The organism is Cypionkella sp. PAMC25878 (genome assembly GCF_058135695.1).
The window spans coordinates 2,911,329-2,928,621 of the sequence record NZ_CM176871.1; the positions used below are offsets into that span (position 1 = coordinate 2,911,329).

At 59.7% G+C, this 17,293-nt stretch carries 18 protein-coding genes; 17 read left to right on the plus strand and 1 reads right to left on the minus strand.

Features of this window, described 5'->3' with window-relative positions:
- The first annotated feature begins 1 nt into the window (after window position 1).
- The 17 genes from ACS5RD_RS14205 to ACS5RD_RS14285 all read left to right on the plus strand — a co-directional run bounded on the left by ACS5RD_RS14205 (window position 2) and on the right by ACS5RD_RS14285 (window position 15,503).
- Window positions 2-313, plus strand: a complete 312-nt coding sequence (locus ACS5RD_RS14205; protein ID WP_489927960.1) for a hypothetical protein — start codon at window positions 2-4, stop codon at window positions 311-313.
- Window positions 310-627, plus strand: coding sequence for a hypothetical protein (locus tag ACS5RD_RS14210; protein WP_489927961.1), 318 nt, complete (start codon window positions 310-312; stop codon window positions 625-627). The genes ACS5RD_RS14205 and ACS5RD_RS14210 overlap by 4 nt, the downstream gene beginning before the upstream one ends.
- A gap of 107 nt (window positions 628-734) precedes the next feature.
- Window positions 735-1,142: a DUF5333 domain-containing protein gene (locus ACS5RD_RS14215; protein ID WP_489927962.1), complete on the plus strand. Its 408-nt coding sequence runs from the start codon at window positions 735-737 to the stop codon at window positions 1,140-1,142.
- Complete coding sequence (locus ACS5RD_RS14220; protein ID WP_489927963.1) at window positions 1,139-1,642, plus strand: DUF3291 domain-containing protein; 504 nt, start codon at window positions 1,139-1,141, stop codon at window positions 1,640-1,642. Before ACS5RD_RS14215 ends, ACS5RD_RS14220 begins: the two co-directional genes overlap by 4 nt.
- A 4-nt stretch (window positions 1,643-1,646) precedes the next feature.
- Complete coding sequence (gene nuoG / locus ACS5RD_RS14225) at window positions 1,647-3,671, plus strand: NADH-quinone oxidoreductase subunit NuoG (RefSeq protein WP_489927964.1); 2,025 nt, start codon at window positions 1,647-1,649, stop codon at window positions 3,669-3,671.
- A 3-nt stretch (window positions 3,672-3,674) separates the two neighbouring features.
- Window positions 3,675-4,076 carry a hypothetical protein gene (locus ACS5RD_RS14230; RefSeq protein WP_489927965.1) on the plus strand — a complete coding sequence of 134 codons (402 nt, stop codon included), beginning with the start codon at window positions 3,675-3,677 and terminating at the stop codon, window positions 4,074-4,076.
- Between the two features lie 60 nt (window positions 4,077-4,136).
- Window positions 4,137-5,174 carry an NADH-quinone oxidoreductase subunit NuoH gene (nuoH, locus tag ACS5RD_RS14235; RefSeq protein ID WP_489927966.1) on the plus strand — a complete coding sequence of 346 codons (1,038 nt, stop codon included), beginning with the start codon at window positions 4,137-4,139 and terminating at the stop codon, window positions 5,172-5,174.
- A 2-nt stretch (window positions 5,175-5,176) separates the two neighbouring features.
- Window positions 5,177-5,680, plus strand: a complete 504-nt coding sequence (nuoI, locus tag ACS5RD_RS14240; RefSeq protein WP_054004936.1) for an NADH-quinone oxidoreductase subunit NuoI — start codon at window positions 5,177-5,179, stop codon at window positions 5,678-5,680.
- A 5-nt stretch (window positions 5,681-5,685) separates the two neighbouring features.
- Entirely contained in the window at window positions 5,686-6,096 is a 411-nt protein-coding gene (locus ACS5RD_RS14245) for a carboxymuconolactone decarboxylase family protein (protein ID WP_489927967.1), read from the plus strand.
- A complete protein-coding gene (locus ACS5RD_RS14250; RefSeq protein ID WP_489927968.1) occupies window positions 6,093-6,707 on the plus strand; it encodes an NADH-quinone oxidoreductase subunit J in 615 nt (204 codons plus the stop codon). Before ACS5RD_RS14245 ends, ACS5RD_RS14250 begins: the two co-directional genes overlap by 4 nt.
- Window positions 6,708-6,815: 108 nt before the next feature.
- A complete protein-coding gene (nuoK, locus tag ACS5RD_RS14255) occupies window positions 6,816-7,121 on the plus strand; it encodes an NADH-quinone oxidoreductase subunit NuoK (protein WP_299474701.1) in 306 nt (101 codons plus the stop codon).
- Window positions 7,122-7,125: 4 nt separating this feature from the next.
- A complete protein-coding gene (gene nuoL, locus ACS5RD_RS14260) occupies window positions 7,126-9,321 on the plus strand; it encodes an NADH-quinone oxidoreductase subunit L (RefSeq protein ID WP_489927969.1) in 2,196 nt (731 codons plus the stop codon).
- Between the two features lie 4 nt (window positions 9,322-9,325).
- Window positions 9,326-10,849, plus strand: a complete 1,524-nt coding sequence (locus ACS5RD_RS14265; RefSeq protein ID WP_489927970.1) for an NADH-quinone oxidoreductase subunit M — start codon at window positions 9,326-9,328, stop codon at window positions 10,847-10,849.
- 12 nt (window positions 10,850-10,861) lie between these two features.
- Complete coding sequence (gene nuoN, locus ACS5RD_RS14270) at window positions 10,862-12,298, plus strand: NADH-quinone oxidoreductase subunit NuoN (RefSeq protein WP_489927971.1); 1,437 nt, start codon at window positions 10,862-10,864, stop codon at window positions 12,296-12,298.
- Window positions 12,288-13,046 (plus strand): biotin--[acetyl-CoA-carboxylase] ligase, encoded by a 759-nt coding sequence (locus tag ACS5RD_RS14275; protein ID WP_489927972.1) that lies wholly within the window; start codon window positions 12,288-12,290, stop codon window positions 13,044-13,046. Before nuoN ends, ACS5RD_RS14275 begins: the two co-directional genes overlap by 11 nt.
- A 10-nt stretch (window positions 13,047-13,056) precedes the next feature.
- A complete protein-coding gene (locus tag ACS5RD_RS14280; protein ID WP_489927973.1) occupies window positions 13,057-13,830 on the plus strand; it encodes a type III pantothenate kinase in 774 nt (257 codons plus the stop codon).
- A complete protein-coding gene (locus ACS5RD_RS14285) occupies window positions 13,827-15,503 on the plus strand; it encodes a ribonuclease J (RefSeq protein ID WP_054004883.1) in 1,677 nt (558 codons plus the stop codon). Before ACS5RD_RS14280 ends, ACS5RD_RS14285 begins: the two co-directional genes overlap by 4 nt.
- Before the next feature lie 69 nt (window positions 15,504-15,572).
- Here ACS5RD_RS14285 and ACS5RD_RS14290 read toward each other — a convergent pair whose 3' ends face one another.
- Window positions 15,573-17,228, minus strand: a complete 1,656-nt coding sequence (locus ACS5RD_RS14290; protein WP_489927974.1) for a DEAD/DEAH box helicase — start codon at window positions 17,226-17,228, stop codon at window positions 15,573-15,575.
- Between the last annotated feature and the right edge of the window lie 65 nt (window positions 17,229-17,293).

Sequence of the window (17,293 nt, forward strand, 5' to 3'; positions counted from 1 at the left end):
GATGCGGTTTGGGCTGGCATTGGTGATCGGGATGGGCTTGGCCCCGCTTGTGGCGGGTGCTGAGGCTTATCCGGGGTTGAACGTGCCTGCCGAGCATAAGGGCATCAAATATATGGTAGAAATCACGGCTGAGAGTAAAGCTGGACCGTTCGACGCGCGGGTGTGGCGGATCGACGGCAGCTCGATGTCTTATGAGCGCAAGATTGGCCGGGCGCTGGTGAAGGAAGCTTGCGCGGGCGAGGGATATTCGTTTCGCGCGGTGCAGCCGAAACTTGTCAAAGGCCAGTTGATGTTCACGGGGGCTTGCGCATGATGCGGGCTGTTGCGGTGATCAGTTTTGCTGGGCTGAGCGCTTGCGTCAGTGGTGCGCGCCCGATGGCTTTGGCGGAAAGCGGCCCGGTTGCGGTGGAATTGGCGGGGCGGTCTTACATTGCTGATCTGCAGCCCAGTGAAAGCGGTGCGGTTTTGGCGATGACGCGGGATGGCGCCGGGTTTGGCAATTTTGAGGGGGCTGAGGCGAAACGCGCGGCAGAGGCGTTTTGTGCCTCGCGTGGGGCATCGGTGAACCGTGCGGCTTACGGCCATTACGCCGGCGGCGCTTGGCTGTTCAAAGGGGGCTGCGCATGATCTGGGCGGCTTTGATGGGCGATAACCTGCACAAGACACGGTCTTGTCATGGGATATCAGGGGCTTCGCGGGATATGGTCCGGGCAGTTGATGCCAAGGAGGCCAAAATGACGAAGATTTTCCGCAGTTTGACGCTGGTTGCTGTGATGGCGGCAAGCCCCGCGCTGGCGCTGGAGCCGTTGAATAAAGATGCGCATGTGACCGAATCTTTGGTGGCGGTCCGGGTTGGCGACACCATTCGCAACACCTGCCCCTCGATCAGCGCCAAAATGTTCACGGTTCTGGCAAAGTGGAACGAGCTGAAAACCTATCTGCGCGGCAAAGGCTACACCGAGGACGAGGTGGAAGCTTTCCGCAAGGATAAGACCGAAAAGGCCCGCATCAAAGGCTTGGCGGCGGATTATCTGAAGCAGGCCGGCGTGGTTGAGGGCGATGTCGAAAGCTACTGCAAAGTTGGCCGCGATGAGATCGCCAAGGGCACGCTCGCGGGCAGTTTGCTGAGGTCGTACAAATGACCAACATGCCCGGATATCATCTCGCCGAATTGAACGTGGGGCGCCTGTTGGCCCCCACCGACGATCCGCGCGTGGCGGAGTTCATGGGCGCTTTGGACCGGGTGAACGGGCTTGGCAAACGCATGCCGGGGTTCGTTTGGATGATGGAAGGTTCGGGCGAGCCGGGAACCGGCAATACCGAAGCCAAGATCGGCGGCGATCCGCAGTTTGTCTCAAACCTGACGGTTTGGGAAACGGCGGAAACGCTGGAGAATTTCGTGTTTGGCACCGTGCATCGGGTGTTCTACGAGCGCCGGGCGGAATGGTTTGAAGTTTTGGGCAAGATGCATTTCGTGATGTGGTGGGTGCCGATTGGGCATAAACCCTCACTGGAAGAAGCCCTTGCACGGCTTGCAGAATTGCAGGCAAACGGCGATACGGACCGGGCGTTTGGCTGGTCTTATTTGAAAGAAGCGCAGGGGATGCAGATCCGGTCCTGTGCCCCAATGGCGGCGGAGTAAGCGGATGTCGAACCTAAAGAAAATCAGCATCGACGGGATCGAAGTTGAAGTCGATGGCGCGATGACGATCATTCAGGCGGCGGAAGTTGCCGGGGTGGCTATTCCGCGGTTCTGCTATCACGAGCGCCTCACGATTGCGGGCAACTGCCGGATGTGTCTGGTTGAGGTCGTCGGCGGTCCGCCGAAACCTGCGGCGTCTTGTGCGATGCAGGTGCGCGATCTGCGGCCCGGCCCGAATGGCGAAGCGCCTTTGGTAAAGACCACTTCGCCGATGGTGAAGAAAGCCCGTGAGGGCGTGATGGAATTTCTGCTGATCAACCATCCGCTCGATTGCCCGATCTGCGATCAGGGCGGCGAGTGCGATCTGCAAGATCAAGCGATGGCGTTTGGCGTCGACTTCTCGCGCTATCGCGAGCCGAAGCGCGCGTCAGAGGATTTGAACCTGGGGCCGTTGGTGGAAACCAAGATGACGCGGTGTATCTCTTGCACCCGTTGCGTGCGGTTTACCTCGGAGGTGGCGGGCATCTTGCAGATGGGTCAGACTGGGCGCGGTGAGGATGCCGAGATTACCTCGTATCTGAACGCGACGTTGGATAGCAACCTGCAAGGCAATATCATTGATCTTTGCCCGGTGGGTGCGCTGACCTCTAAGCCTTACGCCTTCACCGCGCGGCCTTGGGAGTTGACCAAGACCGAAAGCATCGACGTGATGGATGCTTTGGGCAGTAACATCCGCATTGATACCAAAGGCCGCGAAGTGATGCGGATTTTGCCGCGCAACCATGATGGCGTGAACGAGGAATGGATTTCCGACAAGACCCGTTTCATCTGGGACGGTTTGCGTCGTCAGCGTCTTGACACGCCTTACATCCGTGAAAATGGCCGTCTGCGCAAAGCGGGCTGGGGAGAGGCTTTGGCCTTGGCCGCCGCTGCCGTGAAGGGCAAAAAGGTTGCCGGTTTGGTGGGCGATCTGGCTTCGGTTGAGGCGGCTTATTCATTGAAAGCTTTGATTGAATCGCTGGGTGGCAAGGTCGAAAGCCGCACCGATGGCGCGCGGTTGCCGATGGGCAATCGTTCGGCTTATGTCGGCACGGCAAAGATCGAGGATATCGACAGCGCCAAGACGATTTTGCTGATTGGCACCAATCCGCGGGTAGAGTCTCCGGTGCTGAACGCGCGGATCCGCAAGGCTTGGTCGGCGGGTGCGAATGTCGGGCTGATCGGTGAAGCCATTGATCTGACTTACGATTACAAGCATATGGGCACGGATCGGGCGGCTTTGGCTGATCTGGTCGGCAAGGTGACTGAAAAGCCGAATACGATTGTGATCGTTGGCCAAGGCGCACTGAACGAGGCGGATGGCGAGGCGGTTCTGGCGCATGCGATGGCTTATGCGCAGGGCGCGGGCGGCAAGTTGTTGGTTCTGCACACGGCGGCTGGCCGGGTTGGTGCAATGGACGTGGGTGCTGTGACCGAGGGCGGGCTGACTGCGGCGACCGATGGGGCAGAGGTGATCTATAACCTCGGCGCGGATGAGGTTGAGATCGCGGCCCGAACTGAAAATGGCGGTCCGTTCGTGATCTATCAGGGCAGCCACGGCGACCGGGGTGCGAACCGCGCCGATATCATCTTCCCGGCGGCGGCTTATACCGAAGAAAGTGGGCTGTTCGTCAACACGGAAGGTCGGCCACAACTGGCGCAGCGCGCGGGGTTTGCTCCGGGTGAGGCGAAAGAGGGCTGGGCGATCTTGCGGGCGTTCTCGGCGGAAGTCGGCAAAACCCTGCCGTGGGATAGTTTGGCGGCTTTGCGTCGGGCATTGATTGCACAGCATCCGCATCTGGGCATGGTTGATCATGTGCCGATGAATGATTGGCAGCCAGTGGCTTTGCGCGATATGGGCCGCGCCACGTTCCGCAATGCCTTCAAAGGCTTCTATCTGACCAATCCGATTGCCCGCGCCAGCAAAGTCATGGGCGAACTCGCGGCCATGGAAGCGGATCGCGCCAAAACCCCGATGGCGGCGGAGTAAGAGATGCGGCTTCTCGCCCCCTTTGTGATCGGATTGGCAGCCTTTGGCGGTCTGTTCGCTTGTGCGGGTGAGAAACCAAGCGCGGATTCGGTGTTCACCCCCGCCTACAAGGGGATTGAGACGATCCTGCTTGACGGCGATCTGGTGAATTTCCGGGTGGCGATGACCGGCGCGCGGGATGACAAGGATGTGGCGGCTTACGCGGCTTGTGCGGCTGCGCAATATGCGCTGATCCGGGGCTTTGGATTTGCGCGTCATGTGCGCACCAACGTGGCGATAAAGGGTGGCGTTTGGCGCGGGGATGCAGTTTACACCATCTCGGCGTCGCTGCCCCGCGGTGTGAAAACGATAGATGCCGAAGTGACCGTGCGCGATTGTGGTGCGCAAGGAATACCGACGGTTTAAGGCCCAAGATAGGGCCGCGTAAGTTAAGGGCCATAAAGGCTAAAGGGAACGTGAGGGATCATGGCTGACTTTCTGCAAACCGGGCTGGGGATCGCGCTGTTGATCGCGCTGCAAAGCCTTGCCATCGTTGCTTTTGTGATGCTGAGCTTGCTGTTCCTCGTCTACGGCGACCGTAAGATCTGGGCGGCGGTGCAGATGCGCAAGGGGCCAAACGTTGTGGGGCCGTTTGGCCTGCTGCAATCGGTGGCCGATGCGCTGAAATATGTGGTGAAGGAAATCGTGGTGCCCGCGGGCGCCGACCGCGCGGTGTTCTTCCTTGCGCCGATCCTGAGCTTCGTGCTGGCGATCCTCGCTTGGGCGGTGATCCCGTTTGATAGCGGCTGGGTGCTGGCCGATATCAACGTCGCTATCCTGTTCGTGTTCGCAGCGTCCTCGCTGGAGGTTTATGGCGTGATCATGGGCGGGTGGGCGTCGAACTCGAAATACCCGTTCCTTGGGTCGTTGCGCTCTGCGGCGCAGATGATTTCCTATGAAGTCTCACTGGGTCTGATTATCATCGGCATCATCATCTCGACGGGTTCGATGAGTTTCTCGGCGATTGTCCATGCCCAATCCGGCAACCTTGGCCTGCTGAACTGGTATTGGTTGCCGCACTTCCCGATGGTGTTCCTGTTCTTCATCTCTGCCTTGGCGGAAACCAACCGCCCGCCGTTCGACTTGCCCGAAGCGGAATCGGAACTGGTTGCGGGGTTCATGGTGGAATACTCATCAACCCCTTACCTTCTGTTCATGGCGGGTGAATACATCGCGATCTTCCTGATGTGCGCGCTGATCTCGCTGTTGTTCTTCGGCGGTTGGCTGTCGCCCATTCCGGGGTTGGCCGATGGCTGGTGGTGGATGGTCGCCAAAATGTGGGTGTTCTTCTTCATGTTCGCCATGGTGAAGGCCATCGTGCCGCGCTACCGCTATGACCAGTTGATGCGGATCGGTTGGAAAGTGTTCCTGCCGCTGTCGCTGGCTTGGGTGGTGGTGGTGTCGTTCTTGGCAAAATATGAAGTGTTCGGCGGCTTTTGGGCGCGCTGGACGATGGGAGGCTGATCATGGGTCCGGCACGCACAACCGATTACCGCCGCGCAGCGAAGTATTTCCTGCTGTTTGACTTCATTAAGGGCTTTGGCCTTGGCTTCAAATATTTCTTCGCGCCGAAAAGCACGCTGAATTACCCGCATGAAAAGGGGCCGCTGTCGCCCCGGTTCCGCGGTGAGCATGCGTTGCGCCGCTATCCGAATGGCGAGGAACGTTGCATTGCCTGCAAGCTATGCGAGGCGATTTGCCCGGCGCAGGCGATCACAATTGATGCGGAACCGCGGGAAGATGGCTCGCGCCGCACCACGCGCTATGACATCGACATGACCAAATGCATCTATTGCGGTTTCTGTCAGGAAGCCTGCCCGGTGGATGCGATTGTCGAAGGCCCGAATTTCGAATTTTCCACCGAAACCCGCGAGGAGCTTTTCTACAACAAAGATAAGCTGCTCGCGAATGGCGAACGTTGGGAAGCCGAGATTGCCCGCAATCTTGAACTCGACGCGCCGTACCGGTGAATGGCATGACAGACGCATTCAACCAGATCTTCAAGCAGATGATGGAGCAGGGCCAGAAGATGGCGCAGGCTTTCACACCGGGTTTGGAGGGCGTCGATGTGAAGGCGTTCGAAAAGCTGTTCCCGGCGATGCCGAAGGAAATGCTGGAGGCGTTCTTTGGCAAGACCTTCAACCCTGAGGGCTTGGATGCCCGTACCCGGTTTCTGGTCACCATTGCGGCGCTGACGGTGCAGGGGCCAATCGGTGAGCCGAAAATGCGGGTGACGGTGAAGAACGCTTTGGCCGCCGGGGCCACCAAACGCGAGATCGCCGAGGTGATCTGGCAAATGTCGATGTTCGGCGGCGTGCCCGCCATGCAAAAAGCACTGGAAACCGCTCAGGCGGTCTTTGCTGAAACCGAGGAGAAAGCGCCATGAGCGTTGCAGATCTGGCCTTTTACGCGTTTTCCACCGTCACCATTGCAGCGGGTTTGCTGGTGACGCTCAGCAAAAATCCGGTGCATTCGGTGCTGTGGTTGATCTTGGCCTTCCTGTCCTCGGCGGGGCTGTTCGTGCTGCTGGGCGCGGAATTCGTCGCGATGCTGCTGATCATCGTCTATGTCGGCGCGGTCGCGGTGCTGTTCCTGTTCGTGGTGATGATGCTGGACATCGACTTTGCCGAGTTGAAGGGCGAGATGTCGCGCTACATGCCGCTCGGCCTGCTGGTCGGCGTGATCATCATCATGCAACTGGTGCTGGGCGTTGGCGCTTGGGTGCAGGCCGATGGCGCGATGGGCCTGCGCGCGGCGGTCACACCCGACCTCGCGCAGATGGAAAACACCCGCGCGTTGGGCCTGCTGATCTATGACAAATACCTGATTTTGTTCCAGCTTTCGGCACTGGTGCTGCTCGTCGCGATGATCGGTGCGATCCTTTTGACTCTGCGCCACCGCAAGGATGTGAAACGCCAGAACGTGCTGCACCAGATGTGGCGCGACCCGGCGAAAGCGATGGAGTTGATGGACCCGAAACCGGGGCGGGGGCTGTAAAGCGATTTCTGCGCGGAAATCGTGCACGAAATTCGCGCGAATTTCGAGAAGTTATCGCGGGGCGACCTGCACCAAGAGAGTAACGGGCAACGACCCGGAGGGACGAAAATGGTAGGACTGGAACATTACCTCGTGGTGGCGGCGGCTTTGTTCGTCATCGGGATCTTTGGCATCTTCCTGAACCGGAAGAACGTCATCGTCATTCTGATGTCGATCGAGTTGATGCTGCTGGCGGTCAACATCAACTTCGTCGCCTTCTCATCGCAGCTTGGCGATCTGGTCGGGCAGGTGTTCACCATGTTCATCCTGACGGTGGCGGCGGCAGAGGCTGCGATTGGCCTTGCGATCTTGGTGGTGTTCTTCCGCAACCGCGGCACCATTGATGTCGAAGATGTTAACGTAATGAAGGGCTGAGATCATGGATATGCAACTCAGCGCGCAGATTATTCTGTTTGCACCTTTGGTGGGCGCAATCCTTTGCGGTTTCGGCTGGCGGCTGATCGGCGAGAAGGCGGCGACCTGGCTGACGACACTGCTGCTGTTCATCGCGGCCATCCTGTCGTGGTATATTTTCCTGACCTTTCAGGGCGATACCCAGCACATCACCGTGCTGCGCTTCATCGAAAGCGGCACGCTGTCGACCGAATGGGGCATCCGGTTGGACCGGATGTCGGCGATCATGCTGGTGGTGGTGAACTCGGTGTCCGCGCTCGTGCATCTCTATTCGCAAGGCTACATGGCGCATGATGAGAATTGGGCGCCGGGCGAAAGCTATCGCCCGCGTTTCTTTGCGTATCTGTCGTTCTTCACGTTTTCGATGCTGGCGCTGATCACCTCTGACAATCTGGTGCAGATGTTCTTCGGCTGGGAGGGCGTTGGCGTTGCCTCGTATCTGCTGATCGGTTTCTACTACCGCAAGCCAAGCGCCAATGCCGCCGCGATCAAGGCGTTTGTGTTCAACCGGGTCGGCGACTTTGGTTTTGCGCTGGGAATTTTCGCGCTGTTTTACCTCACTGACAGCATCAAACTGGATGAGGTTTTCGCCGCAGCGCCGCAGCTGGCGCAAACGCAGCTGCACTTCCTCTGGGCTGACTGGAACGCTGCCAATCTGATCGGCGTGCTGCTGTTCATCGGTGCTTGCGGCAAGTCGGCGCAGCTGTTCCTGCACACGTGGTTGCCCGACGCGATGGAGGGCCCGACCCCGGTGTCGGCGCTGATCCATGCCGCGACGATGGTGACGGCGGGGGTGTTCCTCGTCTGCCGGATGTCGCCTTTGTATGAATATGCGCCGGATGCCAAGGCGATGATCGTGGTGATTGGGGCTTCGACCGCGTTCTTTGCGGCGACGGTGGGTCTGGTGCAGAACGACATCAAACGGGTGATCGCCTATTCGACCTGTTCGCAGCTGGGCTATATGTTCGTGGCCGCGGGCGTTGGCATGTATCCGGTGGCGATGTTCCACCTGTTCACCCATGCGTTCTTCAAAGCGATGCTGTTCCTCGGCGCAGGCTCGGTGATCACCGCGATGCATCATGAGCAGGATATGCGCAATTACGGTGGCCTCAGGAAGAAGATCCCGCTGACGTTCTGGGCGATGATGATCGGCACTTTGGCGATCACCGGGGTTGGGATTCCGCTGACGCATTACGGTTTTGCTGGTTTCCTGTCGAAAGATGCAGTGATTGAAAGCGCTTGGGTCGGCTCGAACTATGCCTTCACTCTGCTGGTGATCGCGGCGTTCATGACCTCGTTCTACTCGTGGCGGCTGATGTTCATGACCTTCTACGGCAAGCCAAAGGGCGATACGCATGCCTATGATCATGCGCATGAAAGCCCGGCGACGATGCTGATCCCGTTGGGGGTGCTGGCTTTGGGTGCCGTGTTCGCTGGCATGGTCTGGTACAACAGCTTCTTCGGCGATGAGGCGAAGATGCGGGCGTGGTTCAACATGGAACCGGCGCATGAGGAGATGGCCGAGGCGGCAGAGGCCCCGGCAGCCGCGGCTGACGCGACTGCGGCAACCGAGACGGCACCTGTTGCAACCGAGGTAGCTCCGGCTGCCACCACTGAAGCTGCAACGACAGAGACGGCTCCGGCTGCGACAGCCGAGGTGGCTTCGACCACGGAGCCTGCTGCCTCCGTTTCTCTGGAGCCGGGCATTGCTCCGAAAGGCGCGATTTATCTTGGCGCGGATAACCACGTTCTGCACCACGCGCATGAGGCCCCGAACTGGGTCAAGGTTTCGCCTTTCGTCGCTATGGTGTTGGGCTTCCTGCTGGCGTGGAAATTCTACATCCGCAGCCCGGAATTGCCCGGCAAACTCGCGGCACAACAGCGCCCTCTGTATCTGTTCCTGCTGAACAAGTGGTACTTTGACGAGCTGTACAATGTGATCTTCGTGAAGCCCGCATTCTGGCTTGGCAATTTTCTGTGGAAGAAGGGCGACGGTGTGGTGATTGACGGCGCGCTGAATGGTGTGGCGATGGGGATTATCCCGTTCTTCACCAAACTCGCCGGGCGCTGGCAATCGGGCTACGTCTTTACATATGCCTTCGCGATGGTGCTGGGGATTGCTGCCCTGTTGACCTGGATGACGCTTACGGTGGGGCACTAAGAGCATGACTTACCTTCTTTCCATCATCATCTTCCTGCCCGCAGTCGCGGCCGCCGTCTTGGCGCTGTTCCTGCGTGGCTCGAATGAGGCCACCGCCAACAACGCGAAATGGCTGGCTTTGATCGCCACCACGGCGACCTTCATCGTCTCGCTGTTCGTGCTGAAAGGCTTTGATGCGTCCAACCCCGGCTTTCAGTTTGTCGAAGAGGCCAGTTGGATCCTTGGGCTGAAATACAAGCTGGGCGTCGATGGCATCTCGATCCTGTTCGTGATGCTGACCACCTTCCTGATGCCGATCACCATTCTGTCGTGCTGGGGGGTGACGGATCGCGTCAAGGAATACATGATCGCCTTCCTGCTCTTGGAAACGCTGATGCTCGGCGTGTTCTTGGCGCTGGACCTCGTGCTGTTCTACCTGTTCTTCGAGGCCGGTCTGATCCCGATGTTCCTGATCATCGGCATCTGGGGCGGCAAGGACCGCATTTATGCGGCGTTCAAGTTCTTCCTCTATACCTTCCTCGGCTCGGTGCTGATGCTGGTTGCGATGATCGCGATGTATTGGGCGGCGAAGACCACCGATATTCCGACGCTGATGGCGTTTAAGTTCGACTCTGCGCCGATGGTGGTGCTGGGGATGAGCATTACCGGCGGATTGCAAACCCTGCTGTTCCTTGCGTTCTTCGCCAGTTTTGCGGTGAAAATGCCGATGTGGCCGGTGCATACTTGGCTTCCCGACGCCCACGTTCAGGCCCCGACGGCGGGTTCTGTGGTGCTGGCGGCGATCCTGTTGAAAATGGGCGGCTACGGCTTTTTGCGCTTCAGCCTGCCGATGTTCCCGGTGGGGTCAGAGGTGCTGTCGGGTCTGGTGTTCTGGATGTCGGCGGCGGCCATCGTCTATACCTCGCTGGTGGCGCTGGCGCAGTCGGATATGAAAAAGCTGATCGCCTATTCCTCGGTGGCGCACATGGGCTATGTGACGATGGGGATTTTCACGGCCAACCAACAAGGCGTGGATGGCGCGATTTTCCAGATGATCAGCCACGGCTTTATCTCGGGCGCGATGTTCCTGTGTGTTGGCGTGATTTATGACCGGATGCACACCCGCGAGATTGACGCCTATGGTGGCTTGGTGAACCGGATGCCCGCCTATGCTTTGGTGTTCATGTTCTTCACCATGGCCAATGTCGGTCTGCCGGGCACCAGTGGTTTCGTCGGTGAATTCTTGGTGCTGGCCGGGATCTTCCAAGTCAACACTTGGGTTGCTGCTGTCGCCACCTCCGGCGTGATCTTCTCGGCGGCTTACGGGCTTTACCTCTACCGCCGCGTTGCTTTCGGCGCGCTGGTGAAAGAAGCCCTCGCGACCATCCAAGACATGAGCCGCCGTGAGCGCGCGATCTTCGCGCCGCTGATCGTGATGACCTTGCTGCTCGGCGTCTATCCGGCGCTGGTGACCGATATCATCGGACCATCGGTGAAGGCGCTTGTTGAAAACTACCAAATGGCCGTGACGGCCTTTGCTGCGAACTAAGGGACAGACCAGATGAACGCTTTAGACTTTCATATCGTCCTGCCCGAGGTTTTGCTGGCGCTTTACGCGATGGCAGCGCTGCTGGGTTGTGTTTACGCGAGCAAAGATGCGCTGACAGGCGCTGTGACTTGGGCCACCGCAGGGGTGTTCGTGGCGCTGGCCGCCTATATCGGCTTTGCGGGTGACGGCGCGAATGTGGCCTTCGGTGGCATGTTCATTGACGACGCCTTCGCGCGCTTTGCCAAAGTGGTGATCCTGCTGTCGGCGGCGGGTGTGCTGGTGATGTCGCAAGACTACCTTGCGCGCAACGACATGGGGCGGTTTGAATATCCGATCCTTGTGGCGCTGGCGGTGATCGGCATGATGTTCATGGTGTCGGCGGGCGATCTGATGCTGCTGTATCTTGGGCTGGAACTGCAATCCTTGGCGCTTTACGTCGTGGCTGCGATGCGTCGCGATGATGCGAAATCGACCGAAGCCGGGTTGAAGTATTTCGTGCTCGGCTCGTTGTCGTCGGGCCTGCTGCTGTATGGCGCCTCGCTCGTCTATGGCTTTGCGGGCACCACTCTGTTCAGCGGCATCCTGTCCACCCTGGGCGGAGAGGTGCAACTTGGTCTGGTGATCGGTCTGGTGTTCCTGATCGCAGGCATGGCGTTCAAGGTTTCGGCCGCGCCGTTCCACATGTGGACGCCGGACGTTTACGAAGGCGCACCGACCCCGGTCACAGCCTTCTTCGCCACCGCGCCGAAAGCCGCCGCAATGGCGATGATCGCCCGCGTGGTGTTCGATGCTTTCGGTGCCATCCCGGCGCAGTGGGGGCAGGTTCTGGCAGCGCTCGCCGTGCTGTCGATGTTCCTCGGCGCAATTGCCGCGATTGGGCAGCGCGACATCAAGCGGCTGATGGCCTATTCCTCGATCGCCCATATGGGGTATGCGCTGGTCGGTCTGGCCTCCGGCACCGTTGAGGGCGTTCAGGCGATGCTGATCTACATGGCGATTTACGTCACCATGAACCTCGGTACCTTCGCCTTCATCATGTCGCTGGAGAAGGACGGCAAGTCGATCAGCGATATCGACAGCCTGAACATGTTCTCGAAACGTGAGCCTTTGAAGGCGCTTGCCGTGCTGATCCTGATGTTCAGTTTGGCGGGCGTGCCGCCGATGCTGGGCTTTTTCGGGAAGTTCTATGTGCTGAAAGCTGCCGTCGATGCGGGCATGACATGGCTGGCGCTGGCGGGAGCCGTCGCCTCAGTGATCGGCGCGTTCTACTACCTGCGCATCGTGTTCTTCATGTATTTCGGTCGTGACACCGAGGGTGCTTCCAGCCGGATGGTCCCGGTGCAATGGCTGATGCTGGTGGCGGTGGCGGCGGTGATGCTGCTGGGTGTCGTCAACCTGTTCGGCATCGAAGCGGTGGCGCAGGCAGCGGCGCAAGCGCTTGTCGGCTAAACCGGCATGGCCCGCAGGTGTGGCGCGTCACGTCCTGCAAACGGTCGATAGCACCAATGCTTTTGCCCTGCGCATGGCCCCGGAGATACCGGGGCCTGCGTGGTTTTTGGGGCTGGAGCAAACCGCTGGCCGGGGCAGGCGGGCGCGGCCTTGGGCCTCTCCACGGGGTAATTTCTACGGAACGCTCCTGCTGCACCCGAGTGAGCCGCCCGAGCAGATTGCCCTGCGCAGCTTTGCCGCCAGCCTCGCGCTGCGCGATGCTTTTGTCAGCCTGACCGGCTTGCCCGGCGCTTTCGCGCTGAAATGGCCGAATGACGTGCTGCTGAACGGCGGCAAAGTGGCGGGGATTTTGCTGGAAAGCTCTGCCAACAAACACGGCGGCTTCGATCTCGCCATCGGCATCGGCGTTAATCTGATCGGCGCGCCGGATGTGTCGGCGGTGGAGCCGGGGGCGGTGATCCCGGTCAGCCTGCTGAATGAGACCGGACTGCGCATTACGCCCGAGGCGTTCCTTGATGCCCTCGCCCCGGCCTATGCGGCGTGGGAGGCGGCTTTTGTTAACCAAGGTTTCACCGCCTTGCGTCAGGAATGGTTAAGCCATGCCGCGCGTCTGGGCGACACCATCCGCGCCCGTACCGGCACCCAAACCCGCGAGGGTGTGTTCGAGACCATTGATCCTGCGGGAAATCTGATTCTGCGGATGTCCTCCGGCCCTGTCGCAATCCCTGCGGCAGAGGTGTTCTTCTAAGGGGCGCGCCATGCTTCTGGCTATCGACTGCGGCAACACCAACACCGTGTTTTCCATCTGGAACGGCGAAAAGTTCATCGCCACCTGGCGCATCGCCACCGATCACAAGCGCACGGCGGATGAGTATTTCGTCTGGCTCTCCAGCCTGCTGATGCTGACCAAAACCGAAGCGCAGATCACCGAGGCCATCATCAGCAGCACGGTGCCGCGCGTGGTGTTTAACCTGCGCGTGCTGTGCAGCCGTTATTTCGACTGTCGCCCGCTGGTGGTGGGCAAGCCGGAATGTAACCTGCCGGTGCCGCCTCGGGTGGATCAGGGAACGACCGTTGGCCCCGACCGTTTGGTCAATACGGTGGCGGGGTTTGACCGCCACGGCGGCAACCTGATCGTGGTCGATTTCGGCACCGCCACCACCTTCGATGTGGTGGATTTTGACGGCGCTTACGTTGGCGGTGTGATTGCGCCCGGCGTTAACCTCAGCCTTGAGGCGCTGCACATGGCCGCGGCCGCCCTGCCGCACATTGACATCGCCAAGCCCGCAAGGGTGATCGGCACGAATACGGTGGCTTGTATGCAGTCGGGCGTGTATTGGGGCTACATTGGCTTGATCGAAGGCATCGTCCGGGAAGTGCGCCGCGAGCGTGATCTTGGGATGAAAGTAATTGCCACCGGCGGCCTGGCATCATTGTTTGCTCAGGGAACTGAGCTATTTCACAAGGTTGAGGACGATCTGACCATGCATGGCCTTGTCCTCATCAACAACCACAACAAGGAAACGGCATGAGCGGTGAGCGGCTGATCTATCTACCATTGGGCGGGGCCGGCGAAATCGGCATGAACGCCTATGTCTACGGTTATGGCCCAAAGGGGCGCGAGCGGCTGATTTTGGTCGATCTCGGCGTGGCTTTTTCGGATATGGATACCTCGCCCGGCGTCGATCTGATCATGCCGGATATCTCGTGGTTGGCCGATAAACTGGACCGGCTTGAGGCGATTTTCATCACCCACGCGCATGAAGACCACATCGGCGCTTTGGCGCATCTGTGGCCGTCGTTGCGCAAACCGATCTATGCGCGGAAATTTACCGCCACCATTGGCCGGTTGAAGTTTGAAGAATACGGCTTGCCGAAAGACGCCATCACCACGGTTGAGTCGCGTCCGCATACGGTTGAGGCTGGCCCGTTCAAGGTGCAGTTCGTGCCTGTGGCGCATTCGATCCCGGAATCCGGTGGCCTTGTGATTGACACGCCTGCGGGTCGGATTTTCCACTCCGGCGATTTCAAACGCGATGCCACGCCGATTGTCGGCGAAGGCTGGGATGATGCGGTGATGGAGGCGATTGCTGCCGAGCGCCCGATCAAGGCGCTGATGTGCGACAGCACCAACGTATTTTCGCTGCATGAAGGTCGCTCGGAAAGCACGCTGAAAGCCCCGATTGCCGAGCTGATCAAATCGGCGGGCGGCATGGTTGTAGCGACCACGTTTGCATCTAACGTCGCCCGCCTGAAAACCTTGGCCGAAGCGGGCCGGATGGCGGATCGCTCGGTCTGCCTTTTGGGCCGGGCGATGAAACGGATGGTGTCGGCGGCGGAAGAATCTGGCGTGCTGAAAGATTTCCCGCCGGTGATCACGCCAGAACAAGCGCTGGAAGTGCCGCGCAAGAACCTGATGTTGATCGTGACCGGATCGCAGGGCGAACGCCGCGCGGCCTCGGCACAGCTAAGCCGTGGCAAGTATCTGGGGATCGAGCTGAAAGAGGGCGATACCTTCTTGTTCTCGTCGAAAATCATCCCCGGCAATGAACGCGGCGTCTATGCGATTGTGAACGCGCTTTCTGAAAAAGGCGTAGATATCGTTGATGATAACAACGGTCTTTATCATGTGTCCGGCCACGCCAACCGCCCGGACCTAGAGCACGTGCACCGCTTGTTCCTGCCCGATATGCTGATCCCGATGCATGGCGAGCACCGCCACCTGCGCGAACATGCCCGCATTGGGCTTGAGGCTGGCATCGCCTCGGCGGTCGTCACCAACGGCATGATGATGGACATTACTGGCGATGTGCCGAAACTGGCCGAGCATATCGAGGCTGGCCGCACCTACCTAGACGGTTCCGTGTTGATCGGCGCGCTGGACGGCGTGGTGCGCAACCGTATTCGCATGGCGTTGAATGGTCTCGCGATGGTGACGGTGATCATGGACGAGCAGGATCAACCCTTGGGCGAGGCTTGGGTCGAGTTGATGGGCCTGCCGGAAACTGGCAAAGGCGGGCGGAACTTGGCGGAGGTGCTGGAAACCGAGCTGACCGAATTCCTTGATGGCGCGGGCCGCAAGCTACTGTCGAACGATGACAAGATGGACGAGGCTTTGCGCAAGATCGTCCGTCAAGTCTCGATGGAAGAGATTGGCAAAAAGCCTGAGGTGATCGTGGTAGTCAGCCGTCTCGCCGCTGAATAAAGCCAGTAAGGCGCTGAAATGCAAAGGGCCTCGCAGATTGCGAGGCCCTTTTTTATTCTGGAGAAGGCCTTAGCCTTCGGTGCCGGTCGCCGGAGCGTCTTCGGGTTCATCCGCCGTGCTGGTGGTGATCGCAAAGCTGCGCAGCAGGAAATCGGGCATATGATCACCCATGCCCACCACACGCTCGCCATTGTCGCGGCCACCACGATAGTCGCGACGATCATCGCGGCGGGGTTCATTGCGGGTATCGGCGCGGGGTTCGTGGCGCTGTTCAGAACGGCCCTCGGAAGATCGGCTGTCCGGGCGACCTTCTGCGCGTTGCTCGCCACGCGGCTCGGAACGGCGATCATCTTCACGACGAGGGCGCTCTGTGCGCTCGGGGCGGGCGGTTTGTTCAACGCGGACAGGTTGCTCTGCCGCCGCTTCCACAACCGGTGCCGCAACAGAAACGGCCTCCACTGGCTTGTCCTCACGCGAGCTACGCTCGCGCGGACCACGACCGCTGCGGCTGCGCGGCGATGCGGAAGACCGGTCTTCGCGGGCGCGCTCAGGCGCATCCGACGCGCCTTCCAGCGCACCTTCTGGCACTTCGCCACGCGGAATCGGCTGTTTCACCAGCGCTTCAATCGCGTTGATATATTTGTCATCCGATGGCACCGCGATCGAATAGGCTTTGCCCAAACGCCCAGCCCGACCGGTGCGGCCAATGCGGTGAACGTAATCTTCCGGATGCGACGGCACGTCAAAGTTGAACACATGGCTGACGGCGGGGATATCAAGGCCTCTCGCTGCCACATCCGACGCTACCAGCAAATGCACCGAGCCGTCGCGGAAGCCGTCCAAAGTCTTGGTGCGCACCGATTGATCAAGATCACCATGGATCGGTGAGGCATTAAAGCCATGCTGTTTCAATGACTTCGAGACCACATCGACATCCATCTTGCGATTGCAGAAGATGATCGCGTTGGTGCAGGTCTCACCCTCGGCCTTGATCAGCGCCCGCAGCACAGCGCGCTTTTCGGCGAAGCTCTTATCCTTGCGCGACGGCGTGAACTGGATCAGCTTTTGTTCAATCGTCAGCGAAGCGGTGGCCTGCCGCGCCACTTCGATCTTCACCGCATTGGACAGGAAGGTGTTGGTGATCCGCTCAATTTCCGGTGCCATCGTCGCCGAATAGAAGAAGGTCTGCCGGGTGAACGGGGTCAGGCTGAAGATGCGCTCGATATCCGGGATGAAGCCCATGTCGAGCATCCGGTCGGCCTCATCCACCACCATGATCTGCACGCCGGTCAGCAACAGCTTGCCGCGTTCGTGGTGATCCAGCAGGCGGCCAGGGGTGGCGATCAGCACATCAACGCCACGGTCGATCAGCTTGTCTTGCTCGCCAAACGACACGCCACCAATCAGCAAAGCCTTCGTCAGCTTGGTGTATTTGGCATAGGTTTCAAAGTTTTCCGCCACTTGCGCCGCCAATTCGCGGGTAGGGCACAGCACGAGACTGCGCGGCATCCGGGCTTTGGCACGGCCTTGGCCCAGCAAAGTGACCATCGGCAGCACGAAGCTGGCGGTCTTGCCGGTACCGGTTTGGGCGATGCCCAGCACGTCTTTGCCTTGCAACGCGTGCGGGATCGCTTGCGCCTGAATCGGGGTAGGGGTTTCGTAGCCGGCTTCCGCCACGGCCTTGAGCACGCGGGGGTCCAGCGCGAGATCTGAGAATTTGGTCATCTGCGTCCTAATGATGCGGGTTCGGCCCGCATGAAATGAAGGGACGCTGCTTTTCCGGGCGCCCC